Source organism: Streptomyces sp. NPDC091282, from assembly GCF_044757385.1.
GTDB classification, from domain to species: Bacteria; Actinomycetota; Actinomycetes; order Streptomycetales; family Streptomycetaceae; genus Streptomyces; species Streptomyces gramineus.
The window spans coordinates 1349511-1364277 of record NZ_JBIVUX010000002.1 but is presented as its reverse complement, the minus strand read 5'-3'; the positions used below and the strand labels follow the sequence as shown (position 1 = coordinate 1364277).

The window sequence follows — 14767 nt, the reverse complement described above, 5'->3', positions numbered from 1 at the left end:
CCCTGCCAAGCGGGTCAGGAATTACGGGGTGACCACGCAGATCTCATCGGGTCGGCAGCCCTCCACTGACGGCGCCTTGATGTAGAAAGCGTCATTGTCGGCCATGCGCGCCATCGTATAGAAGGCTGAGAGGCCCCGCCCCGCGTCCTCGTTCTGTTTCGCCGACATCGAAGCCCGGCCACAGACTTCCTTCCATGTCGGCGGCGGGTAGCCTTCGTCCGGGTACAGGCGCCACTTCCCGTCACTGTCGCTCTTCTGGGCATACAGTTGGACGCATTCCTTACCATTATCTATGATCTGGCCACCGCTCTCCTTCGTCGCGGCAAACGGAAACTCGTCACACTGTCGGCCGTCGGGACTGTTCTTCGTCGCCTGGGGTGTCGCCTTGGTGTTGGGCGTGAAGGACGCGGGGCACACCTTCCGCCTGTTCGCTTCCCGCACTGTTCCGTCCCTCTCTCTGTGGAGCGGCGTCCTGTGTTCCTCACTGCCCGGGTGCGACGGCAACTCCTCCCTCAGCAGCCAGTAGTAAGCGGCAGCAGCAGGGTATTTCGCGGTGTTCAGAGTGAAGGTCGGAATGTGCTTGGCGAAGATGCAACCGGTTGAGTTCGGAACTGACACCCCGTTGTCACAGCGGACCTGGTCAAACAGGGCCACCTCGGGCTTGTCGACCGGAACAAGGCCCTTCCAATCGGGACTTTCGGCCTTGAAGCTCAGATACACGCCACGATCGAACTCCTGGGAGGTGCCGGCTGTCGGTGCGTTCCACGTGTTTGTCTTTGTCGCACTGGCCCAGTGGTTGTCAAGCACACTGGCCCACGTAGCGTTACTCCAGTTCGTCGTGTATGCCGTGTCGCAGTCAGGAGTGCACGGGCTGTCCCAGTAGTCCACTGATACGCCGCCGAGAACGGCATCCATATCAACGGGAACGATCGACATGCGTTCCGTGAACGTCGCCGAGTTCGCCGTCTGGGTTTCGACGAACACGTTGAATGCGGCGGAAGCGGTCTCCACGGCTCCGTCCGGGTCCTTCTTCGTCCAGTGGACCAACGTGGTGAACGCCAGACACCCCTCACGGCGTTCAATCGTGTAGGTCTGTGTCAGACCTGCCTGAGCGCACCATGTGACCAGCGTCGTGGAGGGAACACTGACGGCAGGGGTGACTCCCACCGTTGCCGTCGGCTTGGCCAGCGGCTTGAAAGTGACGCATTGGCGGCCCTGACCGCTTCCCGGACTTCCGGAACACGAGTCGTCCCCCGTGAGCGAGCGGAACAGCGGATTGGACTCCAGACCGACGGGGGTGGGCTGCTTCTGCTGGTCGTCATCGATGAAGTCGACGTCCGGTGCATTGTCGTCCGGATCAGGTAGTTCCAGACCTGCGATCCTGCCCCCGGGCACGTCGAAGTCACCGGGAACGAATGCGACCGCACCCCAGGCTATGTCCTTGTCCGCGGTTCCATTGCTGGTCGTGTTCGAAAGCCTTACCTCGGGGGTCATGCCGTTGAAGCGGAAGGCGCCGAGGGCGACCCACTTGTTCGACGAGTTCGCGGACTGATCGATCGTCACCTTCTCGATGCCCAGCGCGGTGACGACTTCGTAGACCGCTCCCTGGGTCTGCGCTCCCGTATCTGGGATGTTCACATAGACCATGGCCTGGTTCTTGCCGAGAGGCCCGCTCAGCTTCCACGAGCCGTCGACGGTCATCTTGCCCTGCTCCCCGCCCAGTTGATCGGCGGAACGCTCATGGGCGTACCAGAAGTGGCCGTCGTAGCCGCCACCGATCTGGTGCAGGTCGGCCTTCGCTGCGTACTGCCCGAGGCCTGGCCCGGTCGCGTTCGGGTCGGGATAGAAGGTGAACTGGAAAGAGCCGTCCGTCCCGGTCGTTCCGCAGTCGCTCCAGGTGTCGGTTCCTGCCGGCACGGACTCGACGACCTTCGCTCCCGAGGGGGCGCCGGAGCACACGGGTGTGCCGTACTGGAGGCGGTAACCGCGGCCGGGCTCACTGACCAGAGTCAGGTACTTGATGTGCTCGAAGCCGCAACTGGAGGCGCAGTCGGACTTCCAGGTGACGTTGGACTCGTGCCACCAGTACTGGGCGTAGCAGGCGGCGTCGGGGCAGTCGGGTGGGTTGGCCGCGTCGCAGTTGTTCTTGGTGTTGCAGAACGCGTCGAGCGGCGGTGAGATGCGTGCCCGGCGGTACTTGCCGCTGGCCGGGTCGATGACGGTCCCGGTGGTGCCGTTCCAGGTGGCGGGGTAGAACCCGGCGGAGGAGAAGCCGGACTCACCGGGCCAGTCCTGGCGGCCCGAGGTGGCATAGGAGTGGCCGGTGTCCTGCGACCAGGCGGCCCACCCCATCACCTTCTCCTCGTAGGGCCAGTTCTGGGGATGCGCGGCGTCCCGGGCGGCCAGAGGGTCGAGGTCGGTGTTCAGAAAGGCAAGCCGGGAGGCGGGATAGACGGGGTTGGCGGGGTTGTTGTACCAGCCCAGGCCCCAGTTGCCGTTGGTTCCGGCGTCAGCCTTCTTGTTGAAGCCGAGGTTGTAGTTCCACACGGCGGTGAACCAGTTCTCGGGCTTGGCCGGGTCGTCGTTGTTGACGGCGATCGTCTGACCGGACTGGTGCACCTCGTTCCACTTGTCGGCGAGAATGTAGAGGGAGGCCGCGATGTTGGTGGTGTAGTCGATGGCGATCGCGCGCTGCGTACTGACCGGGCGGGAGGTCTCGCCCGGCTTCTCGTAGCCGGCCTTGCGCATGCCGTCGGTGACCTGGCCGACGCCGTATCCGCAGTCGGACTTGTCCCAGTGGATGGTCCAGAACTCGTCGAGGGTTCCCCCTGTCTGGTGGCCGTAGTAGCCGTCGACGGCGGCGAGCGGGCTGCCCGTCTGGCCGGGGATGGCGCCGGATTCGGCCTGCCACAGGTTCGACTCCTGGGCGAGGATGCCCAACTGGACCTGGGCGGGTATTCGTCCGCCTCCGGTCAGTGTCGGTGCGGGGAACATGCCCTGCGGGTCGATGGTGCCGAGCCCCGTCTGCGAGCGCCAGCCGCCCTGCGTGAGGTAGCCGGAGCGCAGATCGTTCCGGACGGCCATGTCCACGGCCCATTCGACCTGGTTCGGTGTCGGTTGGAGGGCCTGGGTCTTGACGTCATTGCGGGGCACTGAGCACCAGGCATCGGTGTCGACGGGGTCGTGCGCCCTGGCATCGTCGTCGGCCGTGGTCAGCATGCTCATCGTGGACAGCTGAGGTTTCGGGGAGCCGGTCAGTGCCGGTGACGGCCTACCGCCCGCGGTGCTGCCGGGTTCGGCGATCTGCTGTTTCGTGTGTCGGCTCGTGCCTGCAACCGTACCCGTGACGGTCAGAGCATGGCTGCTGTGGCCCGAAGTCGTCTTAGCCGCGGGTTCCCTGGCTGAGGTGCCGGTGGAGTCGCCACCGGCGTTCTTGACGTTGTCGACGCCCGCCCGCACGGCCGGGGAGACGACCGGGTCGACTGCGAGGCGCCCGCGGGTGGAGAGTTCCGCGTCGGGCGAGACGTTCAGTGCCTTGATGCCGCTGGCCGCGTAGTTCTTCCGGTGGCGGGCCTTTCCCATGAGGTAGACCGTGCCGTCGGTGCCCTGACGCAGGTTCATCGCGTCGAGTCTGCCGCTCGCGACAGTCGTCTTCTTGCCGTGCGCGTAGGTCTGTATGCGGGCGTCGGTGCCGCTGGTGCGGTCGATGTAATCGACCGCACCGTCACCGGTCACATGGATGCCGTACGGAGCGTGTTTCGTGGTCGCGAGTTGTGCTGTCGTGCCCTTGCGGTCGACGTGCACGAGCCGGTTCCCGGCGGCGGCGACTTCACCGTCCCCAGTGGGGACGGCGGAGGTTATCTCGCCCTCGGCGGTGGTGTCCGCGATCGTGGTGCCCTTCGTGTTCACCGTGACCAGGCGGGTCTTGGTGTCGCGCAGTGCGGTGAAGACGGCGGTGTGCGTGGCCGGGTTGCACGTGGGGTCGAAGTAGGCCAGGGACGCGGTGAACGACAGTTTGGTGACGCTGCCGTCGTCCAGGTCGACGATCGCGGTGAACGCACCGCCCATCATCAGGTCGGGCTTGTTCGTGAAGGTGCGGGGCGCGTAGACGACGGCCGCGTAGGCATCGTCCATGACGCAACTGTTGCCGATCCAGGTGTCGGCCGGCAGTTGGGGCTCACTGAGTACGGCTGCCGTCTTCCAGCTGTAGCCGTTCCTGCTGTCGGCAACTAAGAGATGGAGGCCGTCGCTGTCGGCGACAGCGGTCACGGCCCGGTCTGCGGAGGTTTTCCAGCCCCTTCCAAGAACGGTGTCACGATCCTTCAGGGGGACCGCCGACGTGGACTCCTTCTCTGGTGTGACGGCCTGTTTCTGCGCTGACTTGTTCAGCCGGTTCGGTATCGCCGCCTGTGCGGCGCCCGTGGTGAAGGTGGAAGCGATCAACGCGGTTGCTGCGGCGATAACCAGTGCGGATGACTGTCCCCACCGTCTTCTTCCCTGTGATGCGGAGCGCATGATCTACCGGTTTGTCCTTCCAGTAAGTGGTCAGTACAGCCGTTGCAGTTGTTGGCTTGGATCTCTGATTGCTGCGGAATGGGTGTCCGAGGTGTGGTCCGCCCGCAGTAGTGGCCTGGCTTTTGACGTTGTGGGTGGACAGGCCTTCGGCTAGAGACTTGTTTGAGGCGACCCAGTCGACAGCGCCGTCGATGCTGACATCGATGTCGTAACGGACTGGTCCGTGCACGCAGTTGACAACTGTGACGGTCGTGAACACGCCGTCGCCCTCGGACATGACATCCACTTCCGTCTTGCCGTAGCACAAGACCCTGGTCTTACCGTGCTGCGACAACGAGACTGTCGGCTCCGACGCCTGTAATGGCTCCCTGGACGCAGCCGAGGGCAATGACGCACTCGGCTGCTCGGGTTCCTTGGCCGGTTGCGGAACTACGAAGGGGTGGAGCGCCCGTGGCAGGCGCCAGGTGCGAGGCGCGCATGACGAGTCATTGGGCGTTGCCGAACGGGTCGCCCTTGACGACTTTCAAGCTGAACTTCGAACCCTTCGCCGCCTCCTTGAGGCCGGAAGCTGTGATGTCCACCTTGGTCGGCCACGTGGTTCCCGGCCAAATGCCGTCAGCCTTCGTGGTCACGGAGAAGGGGGATGTTCGCTTGCCGCCCACGACTGTCACGGTGACTGTGTAAGTCATCCGTTTGTCGTCGGTGTTCTGAATGGTCAGCGGCACGACGACCCGTCCCGACTCCAAACGCGGCGTGTACGCGATGACCTCGCCCCCCGCTGCTGCGGCCGCGGCCTTGCCGAACCCGTAGTCACCGGGGCCCGGGACAGCGGTGTTCGTCGGGCTGACGGGATCTCCGCTGGGGGCGGCGGCCGCGCGCTGGGCAGCTGCTTTCTGTGCTGCCTTGCTGAGGTTGTCGGCCGTGGCCGACGGCTTGGGTGCCGCCCCGGCAGTTACCGAGGACCGCAGCGAGGAGGAGCCGTCGGGCTGGTGGCTCGTCTGGGTACCGCAGGCAGTCAGAGTAAGTGGTGCCACTGCCAGGACTATTAACAGGAATTGCGCGGAGGCCCGGTTCTTTCCGGGCAGGTGGTCAGTCACAGCTGAACATATACTCGGACGTGAAGTTGATGTACAAACTGCTGGAGCTCTGGCCCATTTTCGCTGTCACGGGCGCACAGACAGAGCTGGCGACGTTGACGGGGCCGGCGTACTCGCTGAAGCTCCCGGAGTCCGTGTCGCAACCGGTGCCGTCCACCTTGCACACGTGCAGGTACATGTACTGCGACTTCCCGACGTTGTTGTCGAGGATGGCGCATCCCTTGCCGGCGTTCTCGTAGGAGTACAGCGTTGCCAGCCGCAGGCTGGGATCCACATCCTGGGGAAGAGCAACAGCTCGGAACAGCGTGTAACCGGATCCGCAGACGGTAGCGGCCGCGACCGCGGCTTGTGGGGCGGCCCGGACAAGAGCCCGTGTGGCCGCGTCGGCTCTCTGCGAGACCGAAACGGCGGGCTGGCCGACGGCCACCGCCTGCGGCGCGGCCATCGCGCCTAGGGTCAGGACCGCAGCAGCCGTGACAGCACGCAGGTTTGCTCTCAGTTTCGACATGCGTGAAACCCCCCTCGGAAAGCACGTCACAGGTGGGTAGATGGCGCCGTTCCAGCACGATCTCCCCCACCGCTCGCAGCGCGCTCCCAGCCGGCTGCGGAGTGCCGGGAGAGGAGCCATCGCCCCTGCCGGTTCGCGCACACGTTCGGAACGCCGACGCCAAGGTAGTCGCGGCGTGGAACTTTTCGCAGGGATTGACCGTGAGTCGACGCCCCCACGGCCGAAAGCGATTGAACAAAGAAAATGCCAAGGGAAAGTCGAGAGGTGGCATATAAACCGCGCGTGAGTAATCGAAACATAAAGAGATACTTAAGGGGAAGTAAGGTGTGGCTGATCAGTTGCGTATCAACGGCCTTCATCCAGTGGTGCGACACGGACCACACCTCAATAGGATGACTGAAAACAGGAGCCCCAAAGGTGCCCTCGAACCCACGATGCCCCAGCACGCAACGGTGGCTCGCGGCGGGTGTTCGACTCGCACACGGTGCGCTACTCCCTGACGCAGGCGGACGCACGACGCGCGTGAGCGAATCAACGCCGTCACCGGCGCCGTTATCGGGAATCGGCGGGTGCTGGCGGCAGGAGCGCAGCGGGCGTGAGGCGGGCAGCGGGAGCGCCGTTCGTCGAGGCGCCGCAGCGCTGCGACCGCATTGCGAGCGTTTCGCGCCGCCGTGGGCTGCTCGGGTTGCCGCCGAGTACGCTGCGGCCAGGGATGTGGTGGTGGTCCTGGTGTCCCTGGCGCACGTCTGCGGCGGTGACGCACGTATGTATGTTCTCCGGGCTGGCCCAATTTGTGCATCTTCCCGATGACGCATCATGTGGAGTGCGTGGCGATTCTGGAGCCTGCCGAAAAGGGCCGCTGACCTGCCGTTTTGCGTGTGCGCACTACGGGCGATTTCCTGACGCTCGTCCCGATGAGGTGCCCCTTCATTGGCCTGACGTCGCTCGGGGCCGGCCGTCCTCAGGATCCCCAACGGTTGTTCGAAGTCTGTTCACTTGGTGGGCGATCAATACCTCTCTGCACATGTACATGCGGTGATTGGCTCCCCGCGTTCGGGATCACTGTGTTCTGGGGGGGGCTACCCGTGCGTCGGACGGTCGGCCGTGCACGTCTTGTTTTCGCAGTGGTGTTCGCCCTGGTGGGCGGCCTGCTGGGGTTGTATCCGGGTACCGCGTCGGCGGTTCCCACGGTCTCCGATCCGCTGCCGCCGGGTCAGGTGTCGGCGACCCCGCGTCCTGACCCCGACCGCCCGACGCAGAGTCAGGGAAAGGCGGACGATGCCTGGCACAAGGCGGTTTCGTCGTTCGAAGACGGGCTGAAGGAACGTAACACCGCGCACGCGCCAAGCCGGACGCCCGCATCCGCCGCCGGGCGCAGGGCCGCGTCGAAAACCGCCGAGCTGCGCACGGCGCATCTGCTGCCGAAACACCCTTCCGGTCTGAAGCGGATGACGACGGGGCCGACGCTGGACCGGCTGCCCCATGCCTCCGCACCGGCCGGGGATTCCAAGGCTGATGCTCCGGAGCCCGCGGCGTCGGCTTCCGGCACGGCGACCACAGGGACGTCGACCGCCAAGGGGGCCGACGCCACGGCGGTGACCGGAGCCGTCGCGGCCGTGGCCGCCGACCCCGCGTCCGGTCGGGCGGTCGCCGCCGCGACCACGATCTACGGCGCCACCTACGTGCCGGAGGCACCGTTCGCCGTGCAGCCCGCGCACGATGTCGACGGGTACATGTGGGTGACGGTCAAGAACACCTCGACCACGAACTGGGCCGCGAACAGCGTCTACCTGGGCTATCACCTGTATAGGTCAGACAACTCCGTCTACAGCTTCAACGGTTACGGCGCGGACATCACCACCACCGTGAAGGTCGGTGCCTCCGTACGCGTCCTCGCCTATGTCGAGCCACTTCCGGCTGGCGCCTTCAAACTGGCGTGGGACCTCGCGGTCAGTACGGTGTACGACGACTCCAAGTGGTTCACCGCGCACGGCGTTCCGGCCTCCGCGGCCCTGTCGTTCACCATCCCGCACAGCGCACCCAGCGGCAAACTCGCCTACCCGCAGTGGGACGCGACCGTCGCCACGCTCACCCCCGAACTGGACGCCAATCTCTCTGCGGACAAGACCGCGACCGTCTACTCCCAGTTCCAGGTGTGCGCGAACGCCGCGGCCACCACCGGCTGCCATGACTCCGGCTGGCAGGCCGTCGCCATGGGAGACAGCTTCGACGCCGCCTCCTACTGGCCGGTTCCCGCCGGTTACCTGAAGTGGAACACCACCTATTACTGGCGGGCCAGGTTCAAGGACTCGGTGACCGCCCCCTGGTCCGCTGCCAGCCCGTTCACCCCGGTCGTCCCTCCGGCCACGGGCGGCGCACAGTACGGCGTCGACTCTGCGAGCCTGGATCCGGCCGGCGTCAGGCTCTTCGCCGGCAACTACACCAGAGACGAAACCGATCTCAGCGTGCCCGTCCCCGGCGGCGAACAACCGCTGGCCGTCAGACGGGTGTACAACAGCGCCGCAACCGCCTCGGGCGCCTTCGGTACCGGGTGGTCGTCGCTCCTGGACATGGCGGTCCAGCCCGCCGCGGAGGGGTGGGCCAAGGCGACGTTCAAGGACGGCAAGCAGATCCAGTTCGGCAAGGACCCTGACGGCACGTGGGCCCCCTCGTACGGTGAGGGCGATTCGGTGAAGTTCGAGGGGACGCTCGGCACCACCGTCACGTGGCTGCGTTTCTCCGACGGAAGTTCCGCGGAGTTCGCCGGCAGCACCGGCAAGTCGCCCATCGCCGCCTTCTTCTCAGCGGACGGGAGCAAGCTCCAGTTCACCTCCAGCGGCGGCCACATCACCGAGATCCACCAGACGCCCTCGCAGCGGTCGATCTACCTGACCTGGACCGGCAGCCACATCACCGCTGTGTCGGCGGGCACTTCCCTCACGGGAACGGACCGCTACAACACCTGGAACTACACCTACAGCGGCAACCAGCTCAAGACGGTCTGCGACGCGGAGCCCACCCCGCGCTGCACCTCCTACACCTACGGTGCCACTGACTCCACCCACATCGTCCCCCGGCTGACCCAGGTCGACCGCCCCAAGGCCGGCAACACCACCAAGCTCACCTACCAGGGTGACTACCTCTACACCCTCAGCACCCCTTCCGACCTGGTCAGCGGTGGCTGGGACACCTGGTTCTACCATCGCATGGACCCGCCGGCCGGCGACACCAACGCCACTGCGGTGGTGGAGACTTCAGACCCGACGGGCGTCAACCTCTGGTACGAGTTCGACGACCTGGGTCGGCTGTGGTCGCGCTGGAGGGGCGGCACGACCCCGACGCACGGGAACACCAGAAGCTGGCAGTACGACATTCTCGGTCGAGTCACCTCACTGATGGACGAGAACGACAACATCACCGAGTACCTGTGGGACTCGATCAGCGGCCGCCTCCAGGACGAGAACCGCTACCGCGACACCGGCGGGACGATCGTCAACACCCACTACGAGTACGACTCGACGGCGTACCACAACCCGCTGTCCGTCGCGGACGGAAACCACCATGCCACGACGATGACGTACGACGGTGAGCTGCTGCGCAGCCGCACCACGCCGCCCACCGCCTCTGCCCCGAACGGCGCGAAGACGACATACGCGTACACCTGCGACGGTGGCACGGCACCCGCGGTCGTCAACGACCCCTCCGCGCCGGCGGGCAGCACCCAGCCGTGCGACCTGCTCGCCACCGTGACCGACCCGGACGGGCATGTCACCCGCTACGGCTATGACCGCTACGGCGACCGCACCATGGAGCAGACGCCGGGTGGTGGCGTCGTGAACAGCTATTACAACCCGCTCGGGACGGTCAACCACCAGACGGTGTCCACCACCGTGGGCGGTACGGGATACTCAACGTCCTACGCGTACGACACGCACAGCCGCGTGACCGCGGAAGTCGGCGCCTACGTCTACAACCCGATCCTCGGGCTGTTTGACCAGTCCGACGTGACCCGGACCTACGACGAGGACGGCAACCTCGCCTCCCTCAAGTCCGACGACATCCTGGTAGCGGAGGGTGATCCTGACGACGCCCGGGCCCAGACCTACACCTACGACGCCCAGGACCGCCTGACCAGCATCGTCCAGGAGGGCCACGTACTCTCCCGGCGGCTCTACGACGGCGTGGGCCATGTTGCGGACGCCTGGGACGGCAATGGTGTGCAGACCCACTACACGTACGACTCGCACGGTCAGCTTTCCGCGGTCAACATGCCCGCGTACTCCGACACCCCCGGCGTCTCCGGCGCGGCCACCCGCAACGTGCGGCTGAGTGCGTACGACTACGACAACGCCGGCCGCCTGTCGGACTACTGGGATGCCAAGGGCCACGTCGTCTCGTACACCTACACCCACGACGACCTGCCGCTCACCCAGACCTACATCGCCCACGTCGACCCGGACACCCCGACGTCCAGCCGCGACGTCCTGCTCCACAGCTACGACTACGACCTTGCCGGCAACCTCACCAGTGACACAGAGGGCGGCGGAAGCGCCGCCCGCACCACCACCTACGGGTACGACGCGGCCAACGAGAACACCAAGACCACCGTCGATCCGGCCGGTCTGAAGCGGGCCACCACCTACAGCTACGACCCCGCCGGGCTGCTCACCGGCACCTCCGTCACCAACGGTACCCGCACCGAGTCGGCCACCAACGTCTACGACACCAGCACCGGGGCGCTGCTGAAGTCGGGCGTGCACCTGGCCGCCGGCAAGGACCTGGTCACCCAGTACACCCGGGACGCCTTCGGCCGGGTGCTGACCGTCACCGACCCGCGCGGGGTGGCGTCCCTTACCTCCACCGCCGCACCGAACCCGGCGTACACCACGGTCTTCACCTATGACGCCATGGGCCGGCTGGCCACCAAGACGGACCCGCCGGTGATGACCGAGAGCGGCACCGGCGCGGCGGCCGTCCGGACCTCCCCGGTCACCACCTACGCCTACAACGCCTTCAGCGAGACCACCGGCATACGCAATCCCGCGGGCGCCACCACCACGATGTACTACGACACCCGGGGCGACCTGACATCGCGCAGCAGTCCGGACGGCAACAGCGGCAACTGGTCGTACGACTGGGCGGGCAACGTGCTCACCGACAACGTACGGTCCGGCAGGACGGTGTACACGTACGACTCCCGTAACCGCGTCCACACCGCTACCCCGTACGACAAGAACACCAACCTGTCCTACGGCGGCTACACCTATGCCTGGGACGACGACTCCAACCTGCTGTCCAGCATCACCCCCACCGGCGCGCAGACCCTTCACACCTACGACGACATGGACCGGGCGCAAACCCTGGACGAGGTCGTCCGCAACGGGACCGCCACGCCCGACCAGGACATCACGCAGTACAGCTACGACGACTTCGGTGAGCTGCTGCGCAGCTGGCAGACGATCTCCGGGACCACTTTCGAGGCCAAGTACGGTTACGACGCGGCCGGTGAACTGTCCTCGCAGTCCGAGACGGGCCGGGACAGCACCAACTACAGGTACGACCTGGCTGGCCGGCTGATCCGGACCACGGACCCGCTGGGCCGGTACACGGAGAACGAGTACGACCTGGCCGGCCGCCCGAGCGCCGTCGTCAACTACGACCAGGACGGCACCGAACTCGCCCGTACCGACTACACGATGGACGCCGCCGGCAACGCCACCGCAGTCGTCGATCCCAACCGCAACGTCTGGCAGGCCGCCTACGACGCCGAGAACCGGCTGACGTCCCTGACCGACCCGGCGCCGACCGCAGCCGACGGGACCAAGGCCGCGGCGCCGGTCACCGCCGTAGGCTACGACGTCCTCGGCGACGCCACCCGGGTCACCGACGCCGACACCCACACGACCTATGAGACCTACGGCACCAACGGACTGCCGCTGACCAGGGTCGAGCCCGCCACCACCGGTCAGACCACCACGGCCGACCGCACCACGAGCTACACCTACGACGACTTCAAGCGCCCGGAAACCGTCACCGAGCCGGGCGGCGTCACCACCACCTACACCTACGACGGCTTCAGCCGGATCACCGGTGAGACCGCCACCGGCGCCGAGGGCGGGGACGCGAGCCGCACCTTCGCCTACGACGCCGACGGGCGCACGATCACAGCCGGCACGTCCGGTGGCAACGAGACCTACTCCTACGACGATCGGAACCTGCTGCTCAGCGCGAACGGACCGCAGGGCAGCTCCAGCTACCGCTACGACTCGCTCGGCCGGCTCAGCGTGCAGCAGGACCCCGGTTCCACCGTCACCTACGGCTACAACGGCCTGGAGGACGTTGGCAGCCTCACCGACAGCGTCACCGGCGACACTGTCTCCTACGACCGGGACGCCGCCGGCCAGGTGAGGCAGATCACGGGCACCGCCGCGGGCGAGGGCTCCTACCCGACACGGAACCTCGCCTACGACGGGCTCGGCCGGCTCAAGTCCGAGACCGTGGTCCCCGCTGCGCCCTTCCAGGACCAGCAGAGCTCCATCGCCTACACCTGGGACAAGAACGGCAACCTGCTCACCACCACACGCTCGGGTCATCTGACCGCCACCGGCACCACCACCAACACCTACGACGAGGACAACCGGCTCACCCGCTCCGCCACCCTCGCCTCGGCCGCCGGATCCACCCCGACCGGCACCGACTACACCTGGGACGCGGTCGGCAACCGCACGGCCAGTACCTCTTGGACCGGCACCGCCGACACCACAACCGGCAAGGCCACCGCGAGTTACGACGAACGCAACCGTGTCACCTCCGCCGCCGGACCCGGCGACACCAGCACCCACTACACCTGGACCGCGCGCGACACCCTCTCCCGTACCAGCACCACCAGCGACGGCACCACCACCGACACGGCGTCGCTCTTCGACTCCTTCGACCGGCTGGTCGGCGACGGGCAGCACACCTACTCCTACGACAGCCTCGACCGGCTGCTGACCGCCGCGACCGGAACCAGCACCCAGCACCTGACCTACGGCGGCACCGACGCGGAACCGAGCAGCGACGGCACCTGGAGCTACGCCCGGTCCCAGGACGGCTCGCTGCTGTCCGCGAAGAAGGGCACCGACTCCGCCCAGCGTCTGATGCAGGACAGCCACGGCGACGTGGTGGCCGAACTGGGCCTGGACTTCGGCGACGTCTCCTCCTCGCGAGCCTACGACGCCTTCGGCAACGTGACCGCCCAGACGTCCGGGTCCCAGCCGAGCGTCGGCTACCAGGGCAGCTGGACGGACACCACGGGCAGAGTCGCTGCCGAGGCCCGTTGGTACGACCCCACCACCGGCACGTTCGCCTCCCACGATCCGGAGACGACCCACCTCACCTCCGCCACGTCGACCAATGCGTATCTCTACGGCAACGCCAACCCGACCAGCCTCTCCGACCCCACCGGACGCTTCAGCCTGGGCACCCTGTTGAATCCGCTGAAAGCGGTGACCGGCAGTGACGTCGTCGAAGCCGCCGAAGCCCTCACCCGAGCGGCGGCGGGGGCCGTCGCCGATGTGGCGCCGGAGGTCGTCGAGGGCGTCGTCGTGGTGGCCGGCATCCCCGAAGAGGTCGTGTTCATCGCCGGGGTGGCCGTCGTGGTCGGGGGGACGTACCTGCTCGGACAGGCCGCCGCGTCGGGCACGTCACTCGGCGACTACTCAGACGATCCGTACGTCGTCCCGCCTGCCGACGGCACCAAGCCCGACAAAACCCCGACCGAGCAGCCGCCTCATCCCACCAAGCCGATTGTCACCGGCACCAAGACGACGCAGTCCACCACCGCCTGGCAGACCACAACCAAGTGGTTCGACGACACCTATCTGTACACCCGCACCGACTCCTACAGCTACACCACCACCCGCCAGTGGACCTACTACGACAACGGCACCACCGCCTACAGGTGGTGGAACAGTCCCACCAAGCACACCTGGAAGATCGACGCCCAGCCGCTGATCGACCTCGGCCGCACGGTCAAGGTGTACACGGACGCGGCGGCCAAGCCGACGGCTCCGCAGATCAACGGCAGCGCACCGGAAGGTGGCCGGTGCGGCAGCGGCGGCACCCCGGGCAGCTGCCTGCCAAGGGGCGGCGCCCTGCCCCAAGGGACCACGAACACGCCGCAGACCGCGATCGCCGGGAACGGCGGCGGCAGCGGCAAGGGGCGTAAGCCGAAGGGCGCGAACGGCGGCTGCGACCGCGCACCGGCGGGCCCTGACGTCGATCCGCTGACGAATTTCTCCGACTCCATGCGGGGCCGGGCGGGCCAGAAGAGCGTGCAATACGCTTCGGAGTACACCTCTCCCTCCGGAGAGGTGTACTACTGCACGAACCAGCACGGACTGTCTTCGGCGGAGTTTCAGAAACTCCTTGACGATGCTGGCCTCAAAACTCGCGGCTGCGCTGAGATCGGCTGTCTGATCGATGCGTTCAACAACGAGGGCGAAGCAGGAATCCGCGGTGGCTCGATGAGGACTCAGTTCGTGAAATCTGTGGTGTCCGAGACCGCCGATCTGCATGCGACTGCGGCCAGTCCATGTGCCATGTGTCAAGACGTTCTGAATCACTTCGGTATCAGCTTCTAAAGCGGCTGTGCCGACAGCACCTC

At 66.4% G+C, this 14767-nt stretch carries 5 protein-coding genes; 1 reads left to right on the top strand and 4 read right to left on the bottom strand.

The window, feature by feature from the left end; translation table 11 throughout:
- Positions 1-21: 21 nt before the first annotated feature.
- The 4 genes from ACIQOE_RS13010 to ACIQOE_RS12995 all read right to left on the bottom strand — a co-directional run bounded on the left by ACIQOE_RS13010 (position 22) and on the right by ACIQOE_RS12995 (position 6120).
- Positions 22-4269 carry a Tat pathway signal protein gene (locus tag ACIQOE_RS13010; RefSeq protein WP_401411399.1) on the bottom strand — a complete coding sequence of 1416 codons (4248 nt, stop codon included), beginning with the start codon at positions 4267-4269 and terminating at the stop codon, positions 22-24.
- Between the two features lie 43 nt (positions 4270-4312).
- Complete coding sequence (locus ACIQOE_RS13005) at positions 4313-4792, bottom strand: hypothetical protein (RefSeq protein ID WP_365560331.1); 480 nt, start codon at positions 4790-4792, stop codon at positions 4313-4315.
- A 208-nt stretch (positions 4793-5000) separates the two neighbouring features.
- Positions 5001-5612, bottom strand: coding sequence for a hypothetical protein (locus ACIQOE_RS13000; RefSeq protein ID WP_401411396.1), 612 nt, complete (start codon positions 5610-5612; stop codon positions 5001-5003).
- The gene (locus ACIQOE_RS12995) at positions 5605-6120 is read right to left on the bottom strand and encodes a hypothetical protein (RefSeq protein WP_365560326.1); all 516 of its coding nucleotides are present in this window, start codon (positions 6118-6120) and stop codon (positions 5605-5607) included. The genes ACIQOE_RS13000 and ACIQOE_RS12995 overlap by 8 nt, the downstream gene beginning before the upstream one ends.
- A gap of 1448 nt (positions 6121-7568) precedes the next feature.
- Here ACIQOE_RS12995 and ACIQOE_RS12990 point away from each other — a divergent pair.
- Positions 7569-14744: an RHS repeat-associated core domain-containing protein gene (locus tag ACIQOE_RS12990; RefSeq protein WP_401411394.1), complete on the top strand. Its 7176-nt coding sequence runs from the start codon at positions 7569-7571 to the stop codon at positions 14742-14744.
- Positions 14745-14767 lie beyond the last annotated feature (23 nt).

Excerpts from the sequence above, each read along its gene's own strand:
- ACIQOE_RS13005 (WP_365560331.1), bottom strand. The coding sequence starts at position 4,792 with ATGTCCGAGGGCGACGGCGTGTTCACGACCGTCACAGTTGTCAACTGC.
- ACIQOE_RS12990 (WP_401411394.1), top strand. The coding sequence starts at position 7,569 with ATGACGACGGGGCCGACGCTGGACCGGCTGCCCCATGCCTCCGCACCG.
- ACIQOE_RS12995 (WP_365560326.1), bottom strand. The coding sequence starts at position 6,120 with ATGTCGAAACTGAGAGCAAACCTGCGTGCTGTCACGGCTGCTGCGGTC.